The sequence below is a fragment of the Aminobacter sp. P4_D5 genome, from assembly GCF_056401815.1.
The window spans coordinates 1-24,798 of the sequence record NZ_JBFUIP010000061.1 but is presented as its reverse complement, the minus strand read 5'-3'; the positions used below and the strand labels follow the sequence as shown (position 1 = coordinate 24,798).

The 24,798-nt window shown below is 62.6% G+C and carries 24 protein-coding genes and 1 pseudogene; 14 read left to right on the top strand and 11 right to left on the bottom strand.

Going from position 1 to position 24,798, the window contains the following annotated elements:
• Window positions 1-129: 129 nt before the first annotated feature.
• Entirely contained in the window at window positions 130-1,188 is a 1,059-nt protein-coding gene (locus AC1DWF_RS15220; protein WP_476787989.1) for an alanine racemase, read from the top strand.
• Between the two features lie 7 nt (window positions 1,189-1,195).
• Here the strand turns inward: AC1DWF_RS15220 and AC1DWF_RS15215 are convergent, their stop codons facing one another.
• Window positions 1,196-1,645 (bottom strand): universal stress protein, encoded by a 450-nt coding sequence (locus AC1DWF_RS15215; RefSeq protein ID WP_109577967.1) that lies wholly within the window; start codon window positions 1,643-1,645, stop codon window positions 1,196-1,198.
• A gap of 201 nt (window positions 1,646-1,846) precedes the next feature.
• On the opposite strand from AC1DWF_RS15215, the gene AC1DWF_RS15210 reads away from it, so the two are divergent.
• Genes AC1DWF_RS15210 through tsaA form a run of 5 tightly spaced genes read left to right on the top strand, consistent with a single transcriptional unit; the run spans window position 1,847 to window position 5,435 of the window.
• Window positions 1,847-2,899 carry an iron ABC transporter substrate-binding protein gene (locus AC1DWF_RS15210; protein ID WP_476783151.1) on the top strand — a complete coding sequence of 351 codons (1,053 nt, stop codon included), beginning with the start codon at window positions 1,847-1,849 and terminating at the stop codon, window positions 2,897-2,899.
• A gap of 22 nt (window positions 2,900-2,921) precedes the next feature.
• Complete coding sequence (locus AC1DWF_RS15205) at window positions 2,922-3,953, top strand: FecCD family ABC transporter permease (protein ID WP_476783162.1); 1,032 nt, start codon at window positions 2,922-2,924, stop codon at window positions 3,951-3,953.
• Window positions 3,950-4,738, top strand: coding sequence for an ABC transporter ATP-binding protein (locus AC1DWF_RS15200; protein ID WP_476783152.1), 789 nt, complete (start codon window positions 3,950-3,952; stop codon window positions 4,736-4,738). The genes AC1DWF_RS15205 and AC1DWF_RS15200 overlap by 4 nt, the downstream gene beginning before the upstream one ends.
• Window positions 4,735-4,941, top strand: coding sequence for a TOBE domain-containing protein (locus AC1DWF_RS15195; protein ID WP_476783153.1), 207 nt, complete (start codon window positions 4,735-4,737; stop codon window positions 4,939-4,941). Before AC1DWF_RS15200 ends, AC1DWF_RS15195 begins: the two co-directional genes overlap by 4 nt.
• Window positions 4,942-4,943: 2 nt before the next feature.
• Complete coding sequence (gene tsaA / locus AC1DWF_RS15190; RefSeq protein ID WP_476783154.1) at window positions 4,944-5,435, top strand: tRNA (N6-threonylcarbamoyladenosine(37)-N6)-methyltransferase TrmO; 492 nt, start codon at window positions 4,944-4,946, stop codon at window positions 5,433-5,435.
• Here the strand turns inward: tsaA and AC1DWF_RS15185 are convergent, their stop codons facing one another.
• Window positions 5,436-6,350 (bottom strand): ABC transporter substrate-binding protein, encoded by a 915-nt coding sequence (locus AC1DWF_RS15185; protein WP_476783155.1) that lies wholly within the window; start codon window positions 6,348-6,350, stop codon window positions 5,436-5,438.
• 153 nt (window positions 6,351-6,503) lie between these two features.
• Here AC1DWF_RS15185 and AC1DWF_RS15180 point away from each other — a divergent pair, with 153 nt between their 5' ends.
• The 3 genes from AC1DWF_RS15180 to AC1DWF_RS15170 are packed head-to-tail and all read left to right on the top strand — an operon-like array spanning window position 6,504 to window position 8,629.
• A complete protein-coding gene (locus tag AC1DWF_RS15180) occupies window positions 6,504-7,307 on the top strand; it encodes a substrate-binding periplasmic protein (protein ID WP_476783156.1) in 804 nt (267 codons plus the stop codon).
• A 27-nt stretch (window positions 7,308-7,334) separates the two neighbouring features.
• Window positions 7,335-7,979 carry an ABC transporter permease subunit gene (locus AC1DWF_RS15175; RefSeq protein ID WP_476783157.1) on the top strand — a complete coding sequence of 215 codons (645 nt, stop codon included), beginning with the start codon at window positions 7,335-7,337 and terminating at the stop codon, window positions 7,977-7,979.
• Entirely contained in the window at window positions 7,976-8,629 is a 654-nt protein-coding gene (locus AC1DWF_RS15170; RefSeq protein ID WP_476787988.1) for an amino acid ABC transporter permease, read from the top strand. The genes AC1DWF_RS15175 and AC1DWF_RS15170 overlap by 4 nt, the downstream gene beginning before the upstream one ends.
• A 1-nt stretch (window position 8,630) precedes the next feature.
• On the opposite strand, the gene AC1DWF_RS15165 is transcribed toward AC1DWF_RS15170, so the two are convergent.
• Window positions 8,631-9,881 carry a D-amino acid dehydrogenase gene (locus tag AC1DWF_RS15165; RefSeq protein WP_476783159.1) on the bottom strand — a complete coding sequence of 417 codons (1,251 nt, stop codon included), beginning with the start codon at window positions 9,879-9,881 and terminating at the stop codon, window positions 8,631-8,633.
• 130 nt (window positions 9,882-10,011) lie between these two features.
• A complete protein-coding gene (gene galE / locus AC1DWF_RS15160) occupies window positions 10,012-11,007 on the bottom strand; it encodes a UDP-glucose 4-epimerase GalE (protein WP_476783160.1) in 996 nt (331 codons plus the stop codon).
• A 236-nt stretch (window positions 11,008-11,243) separates the two neighbouring features.
• Between galE and hemA the strand changes: the two genes are divergently transcribed.
• Window positions 11,244-12,521 carry a 5-aminolevulinate synthase gene (gene hemA / locus AC1DWF_RS15155; protein WP_476783161.1) on the top strand — a complete coding sequence of 426 codons (1,278 nt, stop codon included), beginning with the start codon at window positions 11,244-11,246 and terminating at the stop codon, window positions 12,519-12,521.
• Window positions 12,522-12,755: 234 nt separating this feature from the next.
• On the opposite strand, the gene AC1DWF_RS15150 is transcribed toward hemA, so the two are convergent.
• Together AC1DWF_RS15150 and mscL are read right to left on the bottom strand one after the other, a co-directional pair.
• Window positions 12,756-13,922 (bottom strand): pyridoxal phosphate-dependent aminotransferase, encoded by a 1,167-nt coding sequence (locus AC1DWF_RS15150; RefSeq protein WP_476786586.1) that lies wholly within the window; start codon window positions 13,920-13,922, stop codon window positions 12,756-12,758.
• A gap of 125 nt (window positions 13,923-14,047) precedes the next feature.
• Window positions 14,048-14,467, bottom strand: coding sequence for a large conductance mechanosensitive channel protein MscL (gene mscL / locus AC1DWF_RS15145; RefSeq protein WP_476786587.1), 420 nt, complete (start codon window positions 14,465-14,467; stop codon window positions 14,048-14,050).
• A 237-nt stretch (window positions 14,468-14,704) separates the two neighbouring features.
• Between mscL and AC1DWF_RS15140 the strand changes: the two genes are divergently transcribed.
• Complete coding sequence (locus AC1DWF_RS15140; protein WP_476788443.1) at window positions 14,705-18,199, top strand: PAS domain-containing hybrid sensor histidine kinase/response regulator; 3,495 nt, start codon at window positions 14,705-14,707, stop codon at window positions 18,197-18,199.
• A gap of 8 nt (window positions 18,200-18,207) precedes the next feature.
• On the opposite strand, the gene AC1DWF_RS15135 is transcribed toward AC1DWF_RS15140, so the two are convergent.
• Window positions 18,208-18,864: a response regulator gene (locus tag AC1DWF_RS15135; RefSeq protein ID WP_476788442.1), complete on the bottom strand. Its 657-nt coding sequence runs from the start codon at window positions 18,862-18,864 to the stop codon at window positions 18,208-18,210.
• A 153-nt stretch (window positions 18,865-19,017) separates the two neighbouring features.
• Window positions 19,018-19,455, bottom strand: coding sequence for a hypothetical protein (locus AC1DWF_RS15130; RefSeq protein ID WP_476841804.1), 438 nt, complete (start codon window positions 19,453-19,455; stop codon window positions 19,018-19,020).
• Between the two features lie 113 nt (window positions 19,456-19,568).
• On the opposite strand from AC1DWF_RS15130, the gene AC1DWF_RS15125 reads away from it, so the two are divergent.
• Entirely contained in the window at window positions 19,569-19,916 is a 348-nt protein-coding gene (locus AC1DWF_RS15125) for a DUF952 domain-containing protein (RefSeq protein ID WP_476782615.1), read from the top strand.
• Window positions 19,913-20,989: a quinone-dependent dihydroorotate dehydrogenase gene (locus AC1DWF_RS15120; protein ID WP_476788441.1), complete on the top strand. Its 1,077-nt coding sequence runs from the start codon at window positions 19,913-19,915 to the stop codon at window positions 20,987-20,989. The genes AC1DWF_RS15125 and AC1DWF_RS15120 overlap by 4 nt, the downstream gene beginning before the upstream one ends.
• Here AC1DWF_RS15120 and AC1DWF_RS15115 read toward each other — a convergent pair.
• Window positions 20,965-22,323: an MATE family efflux transporter gene (locus AC1DWF_RS15115; protein ID WP_476782617.1), complete on the bottom strand. Its 1,359-nt coding sequence runs from the start codon at window positions 22,321-22,323 to the stop codon at window positions 20,965-20,967. The two genes, AC1DWF_RS15120 and AC1DWF_RS15115, sit on opposite strands and share 25 nt — an antisense overlap.
• 119 nt (window positions 22,324-22,442) lie before the next feature.
• Between AC1DWF_RS15115 and AC1DWF_RS15110 the strand changes: the two are divergent.
• Window positions 22,443-23,338 (top strand): annotated as a pseudogene (locus AC1DWF_RS15110) (histone deacetylase family protein).
• A gap of 2 nt (window positions 23,339-23,340) precedes the next feature.
• On the opposite strand, the gene AC1DWF_RS15105 reads toward AC1DWF_RS15110, so the two are convergent.
• Complete coding sequence (locus AC1DWF_RS15105; RefSeq protein ID WP_476782618.1) at window positions 23,341-23,604, bottom strand: DUF6460 domain-containing protein; 264 nt, start codon at window positions 23,602-23,604, stop codon at window positions 23,341-23,343.
• 114 nt (window positions 23,605-23,718) lie between these two features.
• Entirely contained in the window at window positions 23,719-24,690 is a 972-nt protein-coding gene (locus AC1DWF_RS15100) for a UDP-glucuronic acid decarboxylase family protein (protein WP_476782619.1), read from the bottom strand.
• Between the last annotated feature and the right edge of the window lie 108 nt (window positions 24,691-24,798).

Below are 24,798 nucleotides of genomic sequence, written 5' to 3'. Positions count from 1 at the left end.
ACATATGTCCATTATTGCGGACACATGTTCTGAATAATGGATTTACGTATCCATATGCAGGCGCCATTGTTTGTCAAGCGCTTCGGAGGCAAGGTCGTCCGACGTATCGAGTTGGAGGCAGAGCAAGGCATGTTCGACAAAATCCAGACCCCCGCAGTGTTGGTGGACCTCGATCTGGCCAAGCGGAACATCGAGCGCTTTCAAGCCTATGCCGACAGCCATGGACTCAAGGTCCGGCCGCATATCAAGACGCACAAGCTTCCCCGCATCGCCGAGCTGCAGCTTGCAGCCGGTGCGGTCGGCATCACCTGCCAGAAGGTTTCGGAAGCAGCAGCAATGGTCGCGGGCAGCGACCGCATCACCGATGTGCTGATCACCTACAACGTCCTTGGCGAAGACAAGCTCGCCGCGCTGCTGGAGCTATCGCGCAAGGTGCACCTTGCCGTGGTCGCCGACAATGCGACTGTGATCGACGGGCTGTCGGCGGCGTTCGCTGCCGCGGGCGCCACGCTCAATGTCTTTGTCGAATGTAATACCGGCGCCGATCGCTGTGGCGTCGGCTTGCCTGAGGCGGCGGTCGAACTCGCTTCACGCATCGCTGCCGCACCCCGCCTGCATTTCGCCGGGCTGACGACCTATCCGCCCGTGGGCGGTGCCGCCAAGGTGCAAGCCTTCATGACTGAGGCAAAAGCGCTGATCCAGGCCAAGGGCATTGCGGTTCAAGCGGTCACATCGGGCGGCACGCCGGACCTGATGTCGGCCCATCTGGCGCCCGTCGCCACCGAATACCGGCCAGGCACCTATGTCTACAATGACCGTTCGCTGGTGGCGCGCGGTGTTCCCAGCTGGGACGATTGCGCATTGACCGTGCTCGCCACTGTGGTTTCTGTGCCCGCACCCAACCGCGCCATCATCGATGCCGGCAGCAAGACGCTGACCTCCGACTTACTCGGTCTCAAGGGCCACGGCCATGTGCTTGGGCGCCCCGACATATCGATCGACCAACTGTCGGAAGAACACGGCAGGCTCAGGACCGAGGGCGACATCAATCTGACCGTCGGCCAGCGGYTGCGCATCGTGCCCAACCATGCCTGCGTGGTGACCAACATGGTCGACGGCGTCTATGTCTATGGCAAGGATCGCGCGCCCGAACTGTGGCCGGTTCCGGCGCGCGGCAAGATCGTGTGAACGACGTTTAGCGAACGACCAGCACCGGTACCTGGCTGTTGGTCAAAACTTCGACGGTCTGGCTGCCGAGAATGAGCCGGCCAAGTCCACGACGGCCATGCGAGGCCATGACGATCAGGTCGCAGCCGCGATCCTTGGCAACCTGATTGATCGCCTCCGCCGCCCACATCTCCTCGACATGCACGACTTCGGCATTGACACCGAGCTTGTCGGCCTGCGCCTTGGCGGCGTTCAGCACCTTGGCGCCGTATTCCTCGCCGGCCCTTTGATAGGAAACAATGTCCTCGGCGGTGGCGACAGGACCGTACATGCCAGCCGAGGCGAAGATCGGCGCAGGTTCGGTGACGCTCATGACCGTCACCTTGCTGCCGAGGCCCTTGGCCAGGTTCAAGCCATGGTCGAGGCCCTTCTGCGCCAGTTCCGAACCGTCGGTGGCGATGAGAATATGTGCGTACATGATGCGGTCTCCATGGGCTGTGTAGATTCTGGCGCCAGCCTCGCCCGACCGCCACGCCTGGGTCAAGGCAAGGCCACGGCAAATCGGATGGGGCAGCGTGTCGGAAATCACTTGACCGTTATATCCACGCAAACATAACAATGCGCCTCGCTATATTCGGACGGATATAGCCATAGCTCATCACATATCGGACCCGCGCCCATGAACCGTCGCAATATCTTGCTTTCGCTCGTAACTGTGGCCACGGTCGTCAACGGCTTCACCGCCTTGGCGATTGCCGATGAGCGCATCTTTGTCGACGCGGCAGGCCGCAAGGTGGCACTGCCGGAAAAGATCACCCGCGTCATGGCCGCCGGCCCGCCCGCCTCCGTGCTGCTCTATTCGGTCGCGCCTGAAAAGCTGGTCGGCTGGGTGCGCGAGTTCAAGGACGACGAAAAGGAATTCATCGCCGAGCCCTACCGGGCCCTGCCGGTGCATGGCCGCCTGACCGGCAAAAACAACACCGCCAATCTCGAAGCGGTTCTTGCCATGAAGCCTGACTTCATCCTTGACGTAGGCACTGTCGATGCGACCTATGCCTCGCTTGCCGATCGGGTGCAGGAGCAGACCGGAATCCCCTACATCCTGGTCGACGGCACCTTCGCCAACGCGCCGAAGTCGCTGCGCGATATCGGCGAATTGCTCGGCGAAAAGGAACAGGCCGAAGCGTTGGCAAATTACACCGAAGCGGCGATGAAGCGCCTCGACAAGGTCGTGGCCGATATTCCCGCAGATCAGCGCCCGCGCGTCTATTACGGTCGCGGTCCGGACGGGCTAGAAACCGGCCTCGCCGGCTCTATCAACATGGAAGTACTCTCGGCGGTTGGCGCCACCAATGTCGCCGAAGCCGCGGGCAAGGGCGGGCTCGCCAATGTCTCGCTCGAACAGATCCTGTCGTGGAACCCCGATGTCATTCTGACGCTGAGCCCAAAATTCCAGAAGGCGGTGCTGTCAGACCCGTCATGGGCCGGCATCAAGGCGGTGAAGGACGCGCGCGTCTTCCGCGCGCCGGCCCTGCCCTTCGGCTGGTTCGACGCCCCTCCCGGCATCAACCGCGCCATCGGCGTCGCCTGGCTGACCTCGGCACTCTATCCCGGCAAGTCTGATGTCGACCTCAAGGCCGAGACGCGCAGCTTCTACAAGCTGTTCTACCACATCGACCTGACCGACGAGCAGCTTGAGAAACTCCTTGCCGACACTGGCCCGAAATCCTGAACTTCAGGCCAGAGGCGGCGTGGTGCCGGAGCCTGAAAATCCCCGGCGCGGCCGCCTGCAGTCGCTCGGCGTTCTTGCATTTCTCCTGGGGCTGATCGTGATCGCTGCCATCGTCACCGGGAAATATCCGGTGACACCTGGCGACATTTGGGCCGTGATCATCTCAAAGACCACCGGCAACGAGAGCGGTGTCGCCACCACCGTCGAAACAGTCGTCTGGAATGTCCGGTTGCCGCGCGTCGGCGCCGGCTTGGGGGTTGGCGCGGCTCTTGCTGCCGCAGGCGCGGTCTATCAGGGCCTTTTCCGCAACCCGCTGGTGTCGCCCGACATCCTTGGCGTTTCAGCCGGCGCCAGCTTAGGTGCCGTCGCGGGCATTTTCCTGTCGATGTCTGTATTGGCCATCCAGGGGCTCGCCTTCCTCGGCGGGCTGGCAGCGGTCGCCGTTGTTTATGTCATCGGCTCGGCGGTGCGCGAGCGCGATCCGATCCTGGTACTGGTGCTGGCGGGTGTCGCCATCGGCGCCCTGCTCGGCGCTTGCGTGTCGCTGCTCAAGGTTCTTGCCGATCCCTACAACCAGCTGCCCGCCATTACCTTCTGGCTGCTCGGCAGCCTCGCCTCCATCACCCGAGGCGATCTCGTCTCCATCCTGCCGGCGGTGGCCATCGCCCTTGTGCCGATGATATTGTTGCGCTGGCGCATGAACCTGATGACGCTTGACGACGAGGAGGCGCGCGCGCTTGGGGTCGAGACGCGCTGGATCCGTGTCGTTGTCGTTGCAGCAGCAACCCTGATGACCGCAGCAGCCGTATCGATCTCCGGCATCGTCGGCTGGATCGGCCTTCTGGTGCCGCATGTCGCACGCATGTTTGTCGGCCCCGAATTTTCCCGGCTATTGCCGACATCGATGATCATCGGCGCCGGCTACATGGTCGGCGTCGATGCGCTCGCCCGCAGCATGGCCGAGATCGAAATCCCGTTGGGCATCCTGACCGCCGCTGTCGGCGCACCGTTCTTCCTCTATCTACTTCTGACGACCAGGCGAGGCTGGCAATGATGCTTCAGGCAACCGAACTCGCATTCGGCTATGGCCGCGTGAAAATCGGCCATGGCGTCACGCTTTCGGTCGATCGTGGCGAGGTGCTGTGCCTGCTTGGCCCTAATGGCTGCGGCAAGACCACTTTGTTCAAGACCCTGCTCGGCCTGCTGCCGCGCCAGGGCGGCAGCCTCGAGCTGGACGGCAAGGACATCGCCGACTTTTCGCGCGCCCAGTTCGCCCGCCACATCGCCTATGTTCCGCAAGCCACCGGTGTCTACTTCCCGTTTTCGGTGTTCGACGTAGTCTTGATGGGCCGCGCCAGCCGCATCGACACCTTCGCCTCGCCCACCATGGCCGACCGTGCGAAAACACAGGAAGCACTCGCAATTTTGGGCATCGGTCACCTCGCTGCCCGCCCCTTCACCGACATCTCCGGCGGCGAAAAGCAGATGACGCTGATTGCCCGGGCGGTTGCCCAGGAGCCGGAGCTGATCGTCATGGACGAGCCTACTGCCAGCCTCGACTTCGGCAACCAGGCGCGCGTGCTCAGCCGCATATCGAGCTTCGCTGCCACAGGCATGGCGGTAGTCATTTCGACCCACGATCCCAGCCATGCTTTTGCCTGCGCCAATCGCGTCGCGCTTATGCAGGCAGGCGCGCTCGTTGCCATAGGAAAGCCCGCCGAGGTGCTAACATCGGAAACACTGCAGGCTCTTTATGGCGTCGGGGTCGCAGTTGCCTATCTCGAACAGGCCGGACGCCATGTCTGCACCCCAACCCTGACCGAAAGGAACGCATCATGAAGCTCAGCGCCCGCAACCAGATCAAGGGAAAGATCGTCGAAGTGACCAAGGGAGCAACGACCTCGCATATCCGCATCGACATTGGCGGCGCCGTCGTCACCGCCTCGATCACCAACGAAGCGGTCGACGACCTCAAGCTTGCGGTCGGCAAGGACGCCTATGCGGTGATCAAGGCCTCCGACGTCATGGTGGCGGTGGACTGAGCATGGTCCGCGAAAAGGAGATCCGCGACGGCGAAACCGCCGTCGCGCAACCCACCGAGTTCGACGCCGGACTGGTGTTCATCGGCCGCATCCACACGCCCTGGGCCTCGCGCCTGATGACACCGCGCCAAGGACGCGCCGACGGCCCCATCTGCCGCATCGAAATCTTTGAGCCATGGCAGGCAGCACTCGATGGTATCGAAAGATACGAACGCCTCGAGGTGCTCTACTGGCTGCACATGTCCAGGCGCGATCTCGTGCGCCAGAGCCCGGCCAATGACGGGACCTCACGCGGCACCTTTGCCTTGCGCTCGCCCGTGCGGCCCAACCCCATCGGCACCTCGATCGTCGAGCTAGTGGGTGTGGAAGGCAACATGCTGAGTGTGCGTGGCATGGACTGCCTTGACGGCACGCCCTTGCTCGACATCAAGCCCGACCGCACGCTGTTCAAACCCGTCGCCCCGCCGCAACCCGGCGATTTCGAAACCGGGTGACTAATTTCGGCAGATCGCTGCAGGCAGCCCATCAGCCGGACGGCGAGCCTCAGCACCCACCGAAAATACAGCGCATTCGAGCGTCGCCGCCATCTTTGCCCCTTGGACATCGAAAGCCATCGGCCCATCCCCATTGGGGAAAACCTGATGGCTCAGCACCCATTGAAGCTGCCCCCTGACGATGCCCGCGTCGATCGACGGCGAGCGCTTGAGCACGGCGCGCACGCCAAGTTCGGGATCTTTCAGGCAATCGCGCCACGCCTGCCGGCTGATCGAACGCAGCTTGCCAGCCAAAGCGGGATCGCGCTCAAGCACCGTGCCGAGTGCGACGAGCACGCTCGAATAGGTGTCGAGGCCATTGTCGGCGAAATAGAGAAAGGCAAGCCCGCAGGTATCGTAGCCGCGGCTTTCCATGGCGAATTTCAGCGTCGCATCGAAACATGTCGCAGCCAGCACTTCCCGCGCTGCGACCAAGCGGTCGCGCTCTTCAGGCTGGACGCCGAGATAGGTGTAGCTGTCAGAAGCAAAGCCGTTCTTTGCCAGCAATAGCGGCAGCAGCCGCGCCGAGGTGTCGCCATTGGGACCGCACAAGGTGCTGCCTTCGATGTCGGCCAAAGTGAGTTCCTTGCCATCGGAGAGATAGCCGAGGCAGCAGGGCGTGTTTTCATAGATCGGCAGCAGGCAGGTGATTTCCTGTTCCCCGGTGCGCAAGGCGCGCTCGAACACCGAAGACACATCGCCAAAGCCGATATCGGCGTCGCCCTCGACGAGTGCGCGCGTCACCTGCGACGAACTGAACCCTTCAACGAAGGTGCAGCTAAGGCCGTGGTCGGCGAAATAGCCGGCATCGACGGCGTGGAGGAAAGGCGAGTTCTGGCCCTGGTACAGGTGGTTCAGCTTGAAACGCAGTTCCATTCCAAAAATCCTCGCATTTTGGAAAAAGCAGTTCTTGAGAAACAGCTTCGCCAAAAAGTATCTAGTCGCCGTGGCTTCCGTTGTTGGTCGCCCACCGGCTGTGCGATATAAGCACCTCTCCCGGTTTTCAAGCTACCCATCCAAGGAGTGATCATGGGATTTGCGCGGACAGCACTGCTGGCCCTCATCGCGGTTTTCGGCGTGAGCGCGGCAAGTGCGCAGGACTACAAGGCCGCCCTCGTCAATGCCGATACGCTCACGGTCGGCACCTCCGGCTCGGCGCCACCGTTCAGCATGACAAACGCCACGGGCGAGCTTGAAGGCTTCGACATCGATGTGATCAACCTGATCGCAAAATCGCTTGGCGTCAGCGCCAAGTTTGAAAAGCTCGACTTCGCCGGCCTGCTGCCAGGCCTGACCGCCGGGCGCTTCGATGCCATCGCTTCGGGCGTGTCGCGCACGCCGGAACGGCTTGCCTCGAAGGATTTCTTTCTTTTGTCGCCCTATATCGTCAACGGCGTCGCCGTGACGCGCCGCGAGGCAGACACCGGCATAACAGGCTGGAAGGATGTCTGCGGCAAGGTCATGGGTGCGGTGCGCGGCGGCTCGTTCCAGAAGGTCGCCAAGGAGAAGCTGTCAGCCGGATGCGTCACCGAAAGCCGCGAATATCCAGGTTCGACGGAGCTGTTCCTCGATCTTGAGAACCGCCGCATCGACTTCGCTGCGCACGACTTCCTCGGGCCGAAATATCTCGCCAAGTCGGGCAAGCTGGCTGGCGTCGTCACGCTCGACGACATGCTCTCTACCGTGACCCAGAGCGTCGCCGTCAACAACAAGAACAAGCCGCTGGCCGACGCCATCGACGCCCTGTTTGAGACATGGCGCAAGGACGGCACGCTCCAGGGCCTCGCCGACAAGTGGTTCGGCGCTTCGATCGACTGGTCGAAGGCGCAGTAACAAGCGTAGCCGGAGGGGCGGCCGGACATGGAAATTGCGATTGCCTGGCTGCCGCGGCTGTTGACCGCGGCAGTTCTCACCATTGCGCTGTCGGCGGTGATCTTCACCCTGTCGGCGCTGTTTGGCCTTTTACTTTCGCTCGTCCATTACGGCCGCGAGAAATCGCTGCCGCGCAAAGGCATCGAAGCGTTCAGTGCTTTCTTCCGCTCGGTGCCGGAACTTGTCGTCCTGTTCCTGTTCTTCTTCGGTGGGCCGCAGATCGGTTTCGACTTCGGCCCGATCGGCTCGACCATCATCGCGTTCACGCTGGTCGGCATCGCCTTCGACTACCAGGTGTTCAAGGGCGCGCTGGCAACGATCCCGTTCGGCCAGTATGAGGCCGGCAAGGCGCTCGGCCTGCCGACGCGGGTGGTGTTCCTGCGCGTCCTCATCCCGCAGATCCTGCCGCTGGCGCGCAAGGGCTGGATCACCTACGCCATCGGCACGGTCAAGCGCATGTCGATTGCCTCGGCGGTTTCGGTCAGCGAAATCCTCTACGTCACCAAGCAAGGAATCGCCGCCACCAACGCGCCCTTCACCTTCCTGACGCTGGCTGTTGGTCTCTACATCCTGATCGTGACACCGCTGCTCGTGTTCAACGAACGCAAGCCCAAGCAGGTGGCCACGCGATGAGCATCCTGCTCGACCCCACCTACCAGCGCATGCTGCTCAACGGGCTAGGCATGACGCTGCTGATCTCGGTGATCGTTATTGCCGTGTCGAACATCCTGGCACTGCCTCTGGCCATCTACATGCAGCGGCCCAATGGCACCTTCCGGCGGCTGATCATCGGCTACAGCTTCTTTGCCCGCGCAGCGCCGGTGCTGGCACTGCTGTTTGGGCTCTATTACGGCCTGCCCCGGCTCGGCATCTATCTCGAGCCGTTGCCCTCGGCGTTGATCGGCCTGATCTTTGCGTCGACCGCCTATAATCTCGAATTCCTGCGCTCGGGCTTCGAAAGCGTGCCTACGGGCCAGCTCGACGCCGCAAAGGCACTCGGGCTGAAGCCCTTCGCCATCTACTGGAAGGTGATGATGCCGCAGGCCTACCGGCTCGCAGCGCCTTCGCTGTTTTCCAACGCCATCCAGATGGTCAAGGGCAGCTCGCTTGCCAGCCTCGTCGCCATCGATGAACTGACCGCCGCCTCGACGACGATCATCGCCGACACCTACAAGGCGATCGAAGTGCTGCTGGTCGTGTCGGTTTTCTACCTTTTGATCGCAGCCGTCATCATTGGCCTGCAATATCTCTATGAATCCCGCCACCGCCTGAGCCGACGCTGAATCAGCCCTTGTAGACCAGGCCCTGCGGATCGATTTCGGGTTTGCGCCCGGCGATCAGATCGGCAAGGAACTTGCCGGAACCGCAGGCCATGGTCCAGCCGACATGGCCATGGCCGGTGTCGAGATAGAGGTTCTTGAAGCGGGCGCGGCCCATGACCGGCACCGAGCCCGGCATCATCGGCCTCAGCCCGGCCCACAGCTCGGCCTTGGCGGGATCGAAGGCGCCGGGAAACAGCTCCTTGCCGGCCTTGAACAGGCGGGCGAAATCCTCAGGCTTGTGGCTGCGGTCGAAACCGGCGAATTCGGCGGTCGAGGCCAGCCGCAAGCGGTCGCCCAAGCGCGAATAGGCGATCAGATTGTCCTCGTCGGCGCCGCCCATGGTTGGCCCTCTGGAGGGATCGTCGAGCGGCACGGTCGCAGTATAGCCCTTGACGGGATAGACGGGCAGGTCGATGCCGTGGCGCCGGCCGAGCAGTCCGCTTTCCGGGCCCATGGCGATGACAACGGCTTCTGCTGCGACAATGCCAGATGATGTCTTCACGCCGGTGACGCGGTCRCCGTCGATGACAAGGTCTTCGACAGTGGTGTCGAACATGAACTTCACACCGAGACGCTCGGTGGCGCAGGCGGCCAGGCTTTCGACGAACATGCGGGAATCGCCGGTCTGGTCGATCGGCGAATAGACACCGCCAGCAATGCCATGCTTGGCCGCTGCAAGGCCCGGCTCCAGTTCGACCATGCGGTTGCGGTCGACAATCTCGATCGGCAGTCCGTGTTCGGCGAGAAAGCGGTAGTTCTCGCTGCCTTCGTCGAGGCTCTTTTGTGAACGGAAGAAATAGAGGATGCCTTTGCGGCGCTCGTCATAGGCAAGGCCGGTTTCGGCCGAAATCTCGTTGATGCACTGGCGCGCATACAGCGCGAGCCGGAGCTTGACCTCGCTGTTGGCGCGCAGCCGCGCTTTCGTGCACTGAAACAGGAAACGCAGGCTCCAGGCGTAGAAGTAAGGATCGAGCCGCAGCCTGACCTTGATGCCGAGGTCGGGTGTGTAGAGCGAGCGAATGAAGGTCTTGAGCGCTGCCGGCGAAGCCCAGGCGGTGGCATCGCCCGGCGAGACAAGACCGGCATTGGAATAGCTGGTGCCCCGCGCCGCAGCCGGATGGCGCTCGAGCACGGTGACCTCATGGCCGTCGCGGGCCAGGTAATAGGCTGCCGCCGTTCCGACCACGCCTGCGCCGAGAACCAGGATCTTCATTGCGTACCCAAGTTGATATCGGGCTCTGACCGGGAACCCACGACCGCCGGGAACTCAACTCCACGCGGCAGCACTAGCCGTTGCCGCGCGGCATATCGAGAGGTGCTGGCAGGAATCGGCTGAGCCAGCCTCAGCCGGCTATGGAATTCTTGCGGCTGAGCAGCTTTTCCCAGTTGAGCGCGTCGCCAACGATGGCGTCGAGATCGTCGTGCTTGGGTGCCCAGCCAAGCTCGCCGCGCGCGAGGTCCGCATTGGCAACGACCGAAGCCGCGTCGCCGGCACGGCGAGCCCCCATCTCGACAGTGAAATCGCCGCCATGCACGCGCCGCACACTGTCGATGACTTCGAGCACCGAATAGCCGTGACCGTAGCCGCAATTGGCAACGAGATTGCCGCCGCCGGCGCGCAGGCGGGCGAGCGCCAGCCGGTGTGCTGCGGCGAGGTCCGAGACGTGGATATAATCGCGCACGCAGGTACCGTCAGGCGTCGCATAATCGTCGCCGTAAACTTGCATCGAGGCGCGCTTGCCGAGCGCGGTCTCCGAAGCGACCTTGATCAAGTGGGTGGCGCCCTTGGTCGACTGGCCGGTGCGCCCCTTGGGATCAGCACCCGCAACGTTGAAATAGCGCAGCGCGGTGTAGCGCAGCGGGTGTGCTGCCGCCGCATCGCGCAGCATCCATTCGCTCATCAGCTTGGACAGGCCGTAAGGCGATTCCGGCGCAAGGCGGGCGTCTTCGACCACCGGCTCGATGCCGGCCGCGCCATAAACGGCCGCCGTCGAGGAGAAGATGAAATGCTTCACGCCACAGCGCACCGCCGTCTCGATCAGGCTGCGGGTCTTGCAGGTGTTGTTGTCGTAATAGCCGAGCGGATCGGCGACCGATTCCGGGACCACGATCGAACCGGCGAAATGGATGATGCTATCCACGCCATGCTCGCGGATCAGCTTGCCGACGAGTTCCTGGTCGGCGACATCGCCCCTGACAAGCGTCGCCTCGGGCCCCACGGCCCAGTCGAAGCCGGTCGAAAGCCGGTCGAGCACGACGACCTGTTCGCCTGCATCGAGCAGTTCCCAGACCATGTGGCTGCCGATATAGCCCGCCCCGCCCGTCACCAATACCGCCATCGAATCCTCCGCATCTCATTTCCACTTTCGCACTGTCTAGCGCAAAAACTCAGGCGAATGCGAGGCGGCTTCCGCGCGAAGAACTCAGTCGCTGCTGAGTTTGATCCACATCAAGGGACTTTTCGCCGTTCCGTGGTCGTTTGGGACGTCGAGGGCGTGGCATTTTGACCAAAACGGTTGATGGACGCCGAACCGGCCGTTGACTATGCTCGCGGTTGAAAAATTGGGACGTCCACATGAACTACCAGCGGTTTTTCGAAGAAGCGATCGACCAAATCCACGCCGAGCGCCGTTATCGCGTGTTCGCCGATCTAGAGCGCATCGTCGGCAAGTTCCCGCGCGCGATCTGGCGCTCCAACGGCCGGGCGCAGGAAATCACTGTCTGGTGCTCTAACGACTATCTCGGCATGGGCCAGCACCCCGACGTGGTGGCGGCGATGCAGAAGGCAGCTGGCAACATGGGCACCGGTGCTGGCGGTACCCGCAACATCTCCGGCAACAACCATCCGCTGGTCGATCTCGAGCATGAGCTCGCCGATCTCCACGGCAAGGAAGCGGGACTGGTCTTCACCTCTGGCTTCGTCTCCAACGAAGCCGCGATCTCGACCATCGCCAAGCTCCTGCCGAACTGCCTGGTTCTTTCCGACGAACTCAACCACGCCTCGATGATCGAGGGCGTGCGCCGCTCGGGCGCTGAAAAGAAGATCTTCCGCCACAACGACGTCGCCCACCTCGAAAGCCTGCTGCAGGCTGCAGGTCGCGAGCGCGCCAAGCTGATCGTGTTCGAGAGCGTCTATTCGATGGACGGCGACATCGCACCCATCGCCGAGATCGCCGACCTCGCCGAAAAGTACAATGCCATGACCTATATCGACGAGGTCCACGCAGTCGGCATGTACGGCCCGCGCGGCGGCGGCATCACCGAGCGCGAAGGCCTTGCCCATCGCATCGACATCATCGAGGGCACGCTGGCCAAGGCATTCGGCACGCTCGGAGGCTACATCACCGGCACCCGTTCCGTGGTTGACGCCGTCCGTTCCTACGCACCGGGCTTCATATTCACCACGGCACTTCCGCCGGCGATCGCGGCCGCGACCACCGCATCGATCCGCCATCTCAAGAACTCGCAGTCCGAGCGTGACGCCCAGCAGCGTCAGGCGACGCAGGCCAAGCAGATGCTTGCCGACGCCGGCCTGCCGGTCATGGAGTCGCCAACGCATATCGTGCCGATCCTGGTCGGCGATCCCGAGCTGTGCAAGATGGCCAGCGACCGCCTGCTCGGCGTCCACGGCATCTACATCCAGCCGATCAACTACCCGACCGTGCCGCGCGGCACCGAACGGCTGCGTATCACGCCAACGCCATTCCACACCGACGAGTTGATCGCAGAGCTCAAGACTGCGCTGGTCGAGACCTGGAACGCACTCGGCATTCCATATCGCACAGAAGGCCACACCGAAGTTGCCAAGAGCGAGCGCATCGTTTCGTTGCTGGTGCCGCAATCGGGCGGCTGAAGCGGCAAGCCCTGTGGTTCGTCCTTCGAGGCTCGCCCACAGGCATTAACTTCAAGCTTTTAGCTGTCGCGCGGGCTCGCACCTCAGGATGAGGACTGTTGGCGCCAATGGTCCTCATCCTGAGGTGCGAGCCAGCTACAGCATTGTAAAGCTAGAGTAAAAGTCGGCGGGCGAGCCTCGAAGGACGCACTTCGTGGCAATCCTTCGCCGCCGCTTCGTCAGCGACCTATCCGCCTACCGCGCGTTGATCCACTTCGCCAGCCGGTGCGAAGCTTCCTCGACCTGGTCGAGGCGGCGGTGGAAGCACAAGCGCAGAAAGCCCTCTCCACCGGCGCAGAATGCCGTTCCGGGCGCAACGCCAACGGCAGCCTTGTCGACGATGTCGAAGGCGGCCGCCTCGGCGTCCTTCATGCCGTCCACGGAAAAGAACAGGTAGAATGCACCCGGCGGCACGCTGAAGCGGGCTTTGCCGGTATCGCCCAGGACCTTGCAGACGATATCGCGCGCCTGCTGGGCACGTTCGACCTGCGAGGCGATGAAATCGTCGCCTTCGTCGAGGGCTGCGATCGCGCCGCGCTGCATGAACTGCGCCACGCCCGACGTCGAATACTGGACGAGGTTTTCGAAGGTGCGGCTGAGCGAAGGATGCGAACGCAGCCAGCCAACGCGCCAGCCAGTCATCGCCCAGTTCTTGGAGAAGGTGTTGACGAACAGGATCTTGTCTTCCGGATCCATGATGTCCATGAACGAGGCCGCGCGGTGCCCGCCGAAATGAAACAGCGCATAAATCTCGTCGGCGATGATCCAGAGGTTGTTCTTGCGCGCCAGATCCAAGATGGCCTTCAGCGTCTCGCGATCGGCGGTCCAGCCGGTCGGGTTGGACGGCGTGTTGACGAAGATCGCCTTGGTGCGCGGGGTAATGGCGGCGGCGATCTTTTCGATATCGCAGCTCCAGCCATTGTCGGCCATGTCGAGCAGCACCGGCACCGGCTTGACGCCGGCAACCACCGCCGCACCAGCGAAGTTTGGCCAGGCCGGCGCGAGATAGAGCGCTTCATCGCCAGCACCCACCGCCACTTGCAGCGCCATGGTGATCGCCTGCATGCCGCCGATGGTGACGATGAATTCGTCCTCGGCAAAGTCCATGCCGAAATGGCGCTTGTGATAGCGGGCGAGTGCTTGCCGCAGTTCAGGGATGCCGGCCTGCCAGGTGTAGAAGGTTTCGCCATTGGCGAGGCCACGCGCTGCGGCCGAGCTGATGAAGTCGGGCGTCGGCATGTCGCCTTCGCCGGCCCACAGCGGAATGAGGCCAGCGCGGTCGCGCCCGTAATTTGCCACCGCCTCGATGCCGCTGACGGGCGCGAGGCGGGCCTCGGCGCGAACCATATCTATAAGGCTCATGATCATCCCAGGTTGAATGTCTGTTTCGGCTGCAAGTCCTAGCGCGCCCGCTCCAACGAAAGAACCCCCGGCGGTCCAGCCAGCCGGGGGTTTTTCAGCATGCCAGCCAGATAACGGCTCAACCGTTACTTCTTGGCAAGCAGATCGCGGATCTCGGTGAGCAGCACGACGTCAGCGGGCGTCGCGGCCGGCTCCGCTGCCTTTTCCGATTCCAGCTTGCGGCGCAAGGTGTTCACGCCCTTGACCATCAGGAAGATGATCCAGGCCAGGATGGCGAAGTTGATGACCACCGTGAAGAAGTTGCCATAGGCGAAGACTGCGCCCTGCTTCTTGGCTTCCACAAGGTTCGTGGCAGTGACCGAAGACGACAGCGGCAGGAAGTAGTTGGAGAAATCGAAGCCGCCGAAGACCGCGCCAACGATCGGCATGATGATATCGGCCACCAGCGACGAAACGATCAGCCCGAAGGCGCCACCGATGATCACGCCGACGGCGAGATCCATCACATTGCCTTTGGAAATGAACTCCTGGAATTCCTTGAGCATAGAACTCTCCTTGTCGTGATCTGCGAGACGGCGAATCGCGACACCCTGCCTGCCGCCAATTGCTGCCACAATAACAAAAACTGTCGGTTGCAAAACCCGCCAATATGGTCGCCCACAATGGCCGCGTCCTGCAACCTTCCGGCTGCATGTAGGAGACAAGGATAATAGACTTGCCCGCCAAGCTGTGATTGCCTCACCTTGGAGGCGATAGGTCTTCCAAGGGAGCGAGAATTAGCAGTGCAGGGCCTGGCCGTCGTCTTCATCGCCATTGCCTATGTCACGTTTTTGTTCGCCATCGCGAGCATCGGCGACCGCAGGACCGCGAGCCTGGGTCCAGGCCGGCCACGCCCGTTCATCTATGCGCTCAGCCTTGCCATCTACTGCACGTCCTGGACCTTCTTCGGCTCGGTCGGGCTCGCCTCCGAGCGCGGGCTCGAATTCCTCGCCATCTATATCGGCCCGGTTCTGGTCTTCATGTTCGGCTTCCCGCTGCTCAGCCGCATCATCAAGCTGGCCAAGGCCGAAAAGATCACCTCGATCGCCGACTTTTTGGGCGCGCGCTACGGCAAGAGTTTCGCCGTCGCCTCCATCGCAACCTTGATCGCCACTGTCGGCGCCATCCCTTACATAGCGCTCCAGCTCAAGGCGATCTCCGGTTCGGTCAGCCTGATGGTCGAGCACTACACCGGCTTCCCACCCTCCTTCGACCCCTTCATCAGCGACATCTCGCTGGTCGTGGCATTGCTGCTTGCCCTGTTTGCCACCTTGTTCGGCACCCGCCATGCCGACGCCACCGAGCATCAGAATGGACTGGTGCTGGCAGTCGCGGTCGAGTCGATCGTCAAGCTGGTCGCGTTCCTCGCGGTTGGGCTGTTCGTCACCTTCTCCCTATTCGACGGTCCCGGCGACATGCTGGAGAGCTTCGCCGCCACCGAACAGGTCGGCGACGCCATGGGCTACAGCACCTCGCTTGGCACATGGCTGGTGGTGACCATCATCAGCGGCTTTGCGATCATCATGCTGCCGCGCCAATTCTACGTCATGATCGTCGAAAACCGCAGCGAAAGCGAATTGCGCACAGCAACCTGGGTCTTCCCAGCCTATCTGGTGGCGATCAACCTGTTTGTGCTGCCGATCGCCTTTGCCGGCCTGTCCACTGTAGGTACCGCAACGACGAGCGACCTTTATGTCCTGTCGCTGCCGCTGCTCAAGGGCCATGACCTGCTCGCCATGGTCGCCTTCATCGGCGGCCTGTCCGCGGCTACCGCCATGGTCATCGTGGCAAGCGTGGCGCTGTCGATCATGATTTCCAACGATCTCGTCATCCCGATCTTCGTGCGCCGGCTGATCAAGATCAAATCCGGCGACACCGAGGATTGGTCGGCGATCATCCTCAACATCCGACGCGCCTCGATCTTCATCATCCTGTTCGTCGCCTTTCTCTACTACCGCGAAAGCACCAACAACACGCGCCTTGCCTCTATCGGCCTGATGTCGTTTGCGGCCATTGCCCAGTTCGCGCCGTCCTTCATCGGCGGCTTGATCTGGAGGCGCGCCAATGCGCGCGGTGCCGCCCTTGGCATGGCCGCCGGCATCGCCGTGTGGTGCTACACGCTGATGCTGCCGACGCTCGCCGCGCCTGACACCTCGATCATCACCGACGGGCTTTTCGGCATCGAGGCGCTCAGGCCCCAGGCTCTGTTCGGCACGATCGCCGAACCGCTCAATCACGGTGTGTTGTGGAGCCTGGCGATCAACGCGCTGTTCTTCGTCTTCGGTTCGCTGTCACGCGCTTCGGTACCGCTCGAACGCATCCAGGCCTCGATCTTCGTGCCGCGCGATTCAAGCCCGATGCCATCGCTGCGCCGTTTCCGCACCACCATCACCGTCAACGACCTCAAGGACACCATCGCTCGCTATCTCGGCGTCGAACGCACTGAGCGCTCGTTCCAGACCTTCCAGATCGAAAGCGGCAGCAAGCTCAACGGCAACGATCCCGCTGGCATGGACGTCATCCGATTCTCCGAGCAGCTGATGGCGAGCGCTGTCGGCTCGTCTTCGGCGCGTCTGATCCTGTCTCTGCTGTTCAAGCGCGGCGACAACTCCTCGAAAGACACGTTCCGCCTGCTCGACGACGCCACCGAGGCGCTGCAGCACAACCGCGACCTTCTGCAGATCGCGCTCGATCAGATGGAACAGGGCATCACCGTCTTCGATCAGGATTTCCGCCTGATCTGCTGGAACCGCCAATACCGCTCGCTGTTCGACCTGCCTGACGACATGGGTCAGGTGGGCGTTTCGATCGACCGCATCCTCGGTTACCTCGTAGCCCGCGGCGACATCCAGCAGACCTCGCGCCTGACCACGCTCAACCGGCTGACCAGCTTCGGCGGCCCCTGGCAGATCGAGCTGCAAACCAGCGGCAGGATCATCGAGATGAGTTCCAACCCGATGCCAGATGGCGGCATCGTTGCGACCTACACCGATATCTCCGCGCGCGTCGCGGCCGACCTCGCCCTCAAGCGCGCCAACGAGTCGCTGGAACAGCGCGTCAAGAGCCGCACCGCCGAACTGACCCGCGTCAACGAAGAACTCGCCCAGGCGCAGATGCTCGCCGAAGAGGCCAATCTCGGCAAGACGCGCTTTCTCGCGGCTGCCGGCCACGACATCCTGCAGCCGCTCAATGCCGCCCGGCTCTACTGCTCGTCGCTGATCGAAAAGACTGGCAAGGGCAATGCGGGCGTTGCCGCCAGGAATATCGAATCTTCGCTGGAATCGGTCGAGACCATCCTGGGCGCGGTGCTCGATATTTCGCGGCTTGACGCTGGTGCTATGAAGCCGGCCGAAACTGTGTTCCGCCTCGACGGACTGCTACGCCAGATTGGTACCGACTTCCTGCCCATGGCGCGCGCCAAGGATCTCGAACTGGTGATCGTGCCGTCGACCTTGACCGTCAACACCGATCGCAACCTGTTGCGCCGGCTGATCCAGAATCTGGTGTCCAACGCGATCAAATACACCCGMAGCGGCCGCATCGTCGTGGGGGTCAGACGCCGTGGCGAGCTCGTCGAAATCCAGGTGATCGACACCGGCATCGGCATCGCCGCCGACAAGCTCGGCACCGTATTCCAGGAATTCACGCGGCTCGACGACGGCATGCGCGAGGCGCAAGGGCTCGGGCTCGGCCTGTCGATCGTCGACCGTATCGCGCGCGTGCTCAAGCTCGAAATCCAGATCGAGTCGCACAAGGGTCTGGGCACGCGCTTTTCGGTGATACTGCCGATCACCACCGCCGCGGAATTGCCCGCCGCGACGACGACCCGCCCCCGCATCCAGGCCGCCGCCGCCCTCAACGGGCTGACGGTCGTGTGCATCGACAATGATGCCCGCATTCTCGAAGGCATGCGGCTTCTGCTCGAAGGCTGGGGTTGTATGGTGCGAACCTACTCCGGCACGGAAGCCTTCGAGGCCGACCAGAACGTCGGGCCGGCACCTGAGATCATCCTCGCCGACTATCATCTCGACGGCGAAAACGGCCTCGACGTCATCCGCACCCTGCGCGGAGCGTATGGCGAAGCGATACCGGCGGTGCTGATCACCGCCGACCGTTCCAACGAGGTGCGCGCCGCCGCCGACCAGATCGACGTCGCCGTGCTCAACAAGCCGCTGAAGCCCGCCGTGCTGCGATCGATGATGAACCGCATGCGGCGCATGGCCCACGCCGCCGAGTAGAATTCGCGCTACACCGCTGGGCGTGGATCRCTGCCGATCTTGGACAGCAGGATGACCGCCTGGGTGCGGCTGTCGACGCCGAGCTTCTGCAGGATCGCCGAGACATGGGCCTTGATCGTGGCTTCCGAGACCCCAAGCTCATAGGCGATCTGCTTGTTGAGCAGCCCTTCCGCCAGCATGCCGAGCACGCGCGTCTGCTGCGGCGTCAGCGATTGCAGCCGCTTGATCAGGTCGGAGATTTCCGGGTCGCGCTCGACCCCGAGGTCGATATCGCCGGGTGCGGAGATCTCGCCGGACAGCACGGCCTTGATGGCGCTGCGGATGTCGTCCATGCTCGCCGATTTCGAGATGAAACCCGAAGCGCCGAGCTCGAGCGCACGGCGGACGGTTTCGGGGTCGTCCTGGGCCGAAACGATGACCACGGGCACCGTCGCATGGACGCCGCGCAGCGAAATGAGGCCGGACAGTCCAGAGGCGCCGGGCATGGAAAGGTCGAGAAGGACGAGGTCGATATCCTCATGGGCGGCAACGATCGCCTTGACGCTCTCGAAGTCGCCGGCTTCCAGCACGCTCGAGACGTCGGCGAGCCCCGCGATGGCTTGTTTGAGAGCACCGCGAAAAAGCGGATGGTCGTCCGCGATGACGAACTTATGGCCTGCTGGCAAATATTCCTCCCGAGGTCCCGACCGTTCTGTACGCCTTGGACCGTCGGGCGCGATTATGCGACCCGGTGCCGGCTTTTCAAGCAGTTAAAGTCAAAAGATCACGGAAGCAGCGCTTCATGCTCAACTTTCAGGCGCAAGCACACCGGGTGGCGCTCAAGTCTTGTTCGGCGCCGGCTCAGGCGGGAGCGCCTTGTCTTCCTTTTCCATGTCCTTGACTATGCCCATGAAGCTGCGGAAAAAGCGCTCCATGTAACCCATGCTCTTCTGGAATTCTTCTTCGGTCGGCAGCTTCGATTCCATCCGCGCAGTCAGCGAATTCTCAAGCTTTACCACTCGCTCTTCGATCGTCTTGATATCCCCTTGCAGGCGGCCAATCTCATCTTGAAGTGCCGAGCGTTCGTCGGCGGCAAGCTTGCACACCAGCTGGCTGTCACGCTCCTCGCAGATCGACATCTCGCYGGTCTGGGTGTCCATGCGAACATAGCCCTTGTCGGTCTTTTCCATCTGGAAGCGCTGTCCTTCGGCGGCAAATGCCGAAGTGGCCCCGAGGCCGGCAAGCATGGGAACGAATATCAAAAAGGCACGGCGCATGACTGTCTCCATTTGCGGACGATGCGAATTGTCGCGCTGCAATAGGCCCAAATTGCGGTGGGGCAAGTCAAGCCGCCCTTTCCCGGATCATGCTTTCAGCCTATAGCGCGCATATGACGAAGACCATCTACAAGATCTGCCCCGAACCGATGTGGCGCCAAGCCGAGCGGAGCGGGGTTTTCCAAGGCGCGCCCATCGATCTCGCCGACGGCTTTATCCATTTCTCAACCGCCGAGCAGGTTGTAGAGACGGCAGCCAAGCACTTCGCCGGCTTGGACAATCTGCTGCTTGTCGCCTTCGATGCCGACAGGTTCGGGCCCTCCCTGAAATACGAAGTCTCGCGCGGCGGCGCTTTGTTTCCGCATCTTTACGCGCCGCTCGAAACGAGTGCCGCCAAATGGGTGCGTGCCTTGCCGCTCAAGGCCGATGGCGCCCACGATTTCCCGGAGCTTGAGGCATGAGCGCTTTCGACCGGCTTGGCCGGCACCTGCTGTTCAGCTTCGATGCGGAGACCGCGCATGGCATGTCGATCAAGGCACTGCGCTGCGGCCTGCCGGTGGGCGGCCGCGCACCGCGCGATGCCCGCCTGCGCCTGAAGATCGCCGGTCTCGACGTTCCCAACCCGCTGGGCATGGCAGCCGGCTACGACAAGAACGGCGAAGTACCGGACGCGCTGCTCGGCCTAGGTTTCGGCTTTGCCGAAGTGGGCACCGTGACGCCGCTGCCGCAGGCCGGCAATCCCAAGCCGCGCATCTTCCGCCTCGTTGAGGACGACGCCGTCATCAACCGGCTCGGCTTCAACAATGAGGGCCATGATGCCTGCGAAAAGCGTCTCATCGCGCGGTCGGGACGGCCTGGCATCGTTGGCGTCAACATCGGCGCCAACAAGGACAGCACCAACCGCATTAGCGACTATATCAGCGGCGTGAAGCGCTTCGCACGCCACGCGTCTTATCTCACCGTCAACATCTCTTCGCCCAACACGCCGGGCCTGCGCAACATGCAGGCGCGCGAACAGCTCGCCGAATTGCTGGCCAGTGTCATCGTCGCCCGCGTCGAGGCCGGCCATCCGGTTCCGATTTTCCTCAAGATCGCGCCCGATTTGCATGAGGCCGAGCTGGAAGACATCGCCGCCGAGGTCACCGAAAAGGGCATCGACGGCATCATCGTTTCCAACACCACGATCGCCCGGCCGACCCTGCGCAGCCCGACTCACACCGGTGAAACCGGTGGCCTGTCGGGCAAGCCGCTGTTTGCACGTTCGACGGCGGTGCTTGCGCGCATGCGCAAGCTGCTCGGGCCCCAGCGCGCCATCATCGGTGTTGGCGGCGTGGATTCGACCGAGACCGCGCTCGAAAAAATCCGCGCCGGTGCCGATCTCGTGCAGCTCTACACCGGCATGGTCTATGCCGGTCCGTCGCTGCCGGCACGCATCGTGCGCGGCATGTCGGATTTCGCCGCGCGCGAAGGCGTGAAGAACATTTCCGAGCTGCGCGACAGCAAGCTCGATCAGTGGGCAGCGGCACCGCTCTGAAAGGTCGCCCTTGCCCGCGGCCTGAGTATCGCCAGCAGGCACAGGCCGCGCACTATAAGCAGCAGGTGCAACGCCGCCCATAGCCCGGCATTGCCGAAGTGCGAAGGCAGCACCAGCAGTGCTGCGATGAATGCCAGCAGCGAGATCACCATCATGTTGCGCATGTCGCGCGACCAGGCAGCACCAATGAAGATGCCGTCCATCTGGAAGGCCAGCACGCCGCTCAGCGCCGTGAACGCCGCCCAGGGCAGGAAGGCGATAGCCGCCGAGCGAACATCCTCGGCGGTCGAAATCAGCGCAACCAAATCGGCGCCGAAGATCAGAAGTGCCGCCGTCATGCTGCCGGCCAGCGCGAATCCCCAGATCGAGCAGAGATAGACAGCCTTGCGGAAGGCCGGCTCATAGCGCGCGCCGACGGCACGGCCGGCAAGCTGTTCGGCGGCGGCGGCAAAGCCATCAAGGAAGAAGCCAGCGGCAATGAAGAAGTTCATCAGCACAGCATTGGCAGCGAGCGTCACCGTGCCGAACTGGGCGCCCTGGCGGGTGAACAGCGCGAAGGCGACGAGCAGCGACAGCGACCTGATCATGATGTCGCGATTGAGCACGAACAGGCGCCGGAACGCTGCGGCGTCGAAGACGCGCCCACGTGCCAGTTTCGGCTGGCGCCCGAATCGCCGCAACAGCACGGCAAGGCCGATGACCATGCCAGCCGCCTCGCCGGCAACCGCCGCCCAGGCAACGCCTTCAACGCCCCAGCCGAAATGCAGACCCAGCATGATCGACAGCACGATGTTGACGCCGTTGAGCGTCGCTTGCAAAAACAGCGCGAAACCGCCCTCGCCCCGCCCCAATATGTAGCCGAGGATGGCATAATTGATCAGCGCGAAGGGCGCGCCGAGCATACGGATACGGACATAGTGGTCGAGCGTCTCGCTGACCCGCGGCTCGGCCTGCATGAACCATTGCCCGGCTTGCGAGGTCAACGGCGCCGTCAGCGCCAGCACGATGCCGGCAATCAAAGCGATCACCACGGCACGCCAGAAGACCGCCTGCTCCTCCGCCGCATCATTGCGGCCGAAGGCCTGGGCCACGAGCGCCGTCGTGCCGGCGCGCAGGAAGTTGAAACTGGTGAAGACCACGTCGAAGGCGACAGCACCCGCCGCAAGGCCACCGAGCAGCGCGGCATCGCCGAACTGGCCGACGACGCCGGTCCCGACAAGGCCGATGAACGGCGTCGTCAGATAGGCTAGGGTCATTGGCACGGCAATCGCCAGCACCGAGCGGTTGGTGACGGAAAAAGGCGTCACACGGCCCTCTGGCGATGCGTATTCCAACGATAGTCCTCCCTGTTGCCGAATCTCCCGCTCGGGCACATGCCCCGGTTTCCCCAACGCCCGCAACCATTTAAGTTGTGGGGCCAATCGAATTCGCCCCGGTGGTTCAGCAGTTGCCCATGCCGCTTCAGATCGTCAGCCATCCCGACTACGACGCCGGCTTCGCGCCGGACCATCGCTTTCCGATGAGCAAATACCGCCATCTCATGGAACGGCTCGAAACGCTCGGCCTTACCGGCGGGCTCAGCCTGGCTGAACCGATCCCGGCGGCGAGGCTTCATCGGGCCCATGACGCCGGTTATGTCGGACAGGTGCTGACCTATGCCGTTCCGCCGCATATCGAGCGCGAGATCGGTTTTCCCGTCGACGAGCGCGTGTCGCGCCGTGCCCAGCTTGCGGCGGGCGGCACGCTCGCTGCGGCGCATCTTGCGCTTACCCACGGCATCGCCTGCAACGCCGCCGGCGGCAGCCACCATGCGCGGCGCGCCCAGGCGCTGGTTTCTGCACCTTCAACGATGTTGCCGTGGCAGCCCTTGCGCTGCTGCAAGACAAGCTCGTCGACAACATCCTGGTGGTCGACCTTGACGTGCACCAAGGCGACGGTACGGCCGAAATCCTTGCCGGCACCCCTTCGGTCTTCACCTTTTCGATGCATGCCGAGAAGAATTACCCCGTGCGCAAGGTCGCCTCCAACCTCGACATCGGCTTGCCCGATGGAACCGGCGACGACGCCTATATGGAGACCCTGACTGACGCGCTCGCGAACCTGTCGCGGCGTGGAGGATGGGACATCGTGTTCTACAATGCCGGCGTCGATCCGCATCACGAAGACCGACTTGGCCGTCTTTCGCTCAGCGGCGACGGCTTGCGCCGCCGCGAACACCTTGTCATCGAGCATTTTCGCAATGCCGGCGTTCCACTGTGTGGCGTGATCGGCGGCGGCTATTCGACCGACATCAAAGCGCTTGCGGCACGCCATGCGATCCTGTTCGAAACGGCGGCGACCTTTGTCTGAGCCTATTTGCGGTAGCTGAACAGCCTCAGGATGATGAAGGCAGGGACGACGATCGCCGCGCCTAGCAGGAAATAGCCCAGGAAGCGGTCGACGACGCGGAAGCCCATGTTCCAGAGATCGACGAAGAAGTTGCGGATGCCGTAAAGCACGTCGAAGGGCGACCAGCCGAAGGCGCTCATGACGATGCCGACGAGGAAGGAAATCACCAGGAGCTTGATGAACACCCGAAGCGGGGTGTCTCCGAGAAAACGCGTCAATCCGGCCAAGTTCAGTCTCCTGCGATTCTAGCTCTCTTTGGAAATATCGCGATTGCCACGTCAGCTTCAAGGCGTGGGCAGGCGGGCACGCCTCGGCTGCCGGCTTCCTGAGGCCGTTTCCCGTCACGAAACAGCAGCTGACGCTTGCCGGGCGCTGCTTAACTGGTCCCGGAAATAAGCCACCGTGCGCTGCAGACCTTCGGTCAATGCGGTTCGCGGCTGCCAGCCCAACATGCCGGCCAAAGTGATATCTGGCCGCCTTTGCCTGGGATCGTCTACTGGCAAAGGGAAGAATTCAAACCGCGACGCGCTACCCGTCGCTGCCACCACCGCCTTTGCCAGTTCGATCATCGAGAATTCCTCGGGATTGCCCAGATTGACCGGGCCGGTGAACTCCCTTGGCGAAGCCATCAGCCTGATCAGGCCGTCGACCAGATCATCGACATAACAAAACGAGCGCGTCTGCGCGCCGTCGCCGAAGATCGAGATGGCGTCGCCCTTAAGTGCCTGCATGATGAAGTTCGACACGACGCGACCGTCGTTGGGCTGCATCCTCGGGCCGTAGGTATTGAATATCCTGGCGACCTTGATCTCCAGGTCGTGCTGGCGCCGATAGTCGAAGAACAGCGTTTCGGCGCAGCGCTTGCCTTCGTCGTAGCAGGAGCGCGGACCAATCGGATTGACGTTGCCCCAGTAATCCTCCGGCTGCGGATGAACGGTCGGGTCGCCGTAAACTTCAGACGTCGAAGCCTGCAGGATTTTGGCGCCAAGCCGCTTGGCGAGACCAAGCATGTTGATGGCGCCCAATACGCTGGTTTTTGTCGTCTGCACCGGGTTGCGCTGGTAGTGGATCGGCGAAGCTGGACAGGCGAGGTTGTAGATCTCGTCGACCTCGACATGAAGCGGCCGGCACACATCGTGGCGCATGAACTCGAAACGAGGATGCGCGCCCAGATGCGCGATGTTTTCGGCAGCGCCGGTGTAGAAATTGTCGACGCATAAGACTTGCGCGCCCGTCTCCAGCAGCTTTTCGCAAAGATGCGAACCAAGAAATCCGGCACCGCCCGTTACCAGGACCCGCTTTTCAGGATGCATATTGCCTTTTACTTTCGCTAATAACGCAGGCCGATAGATGGGCGTGGGCATTTTCCCAGACCGCTTCTATAAGCTCATGATTTCAAGGCCAATAGGCGTGTCCGAATG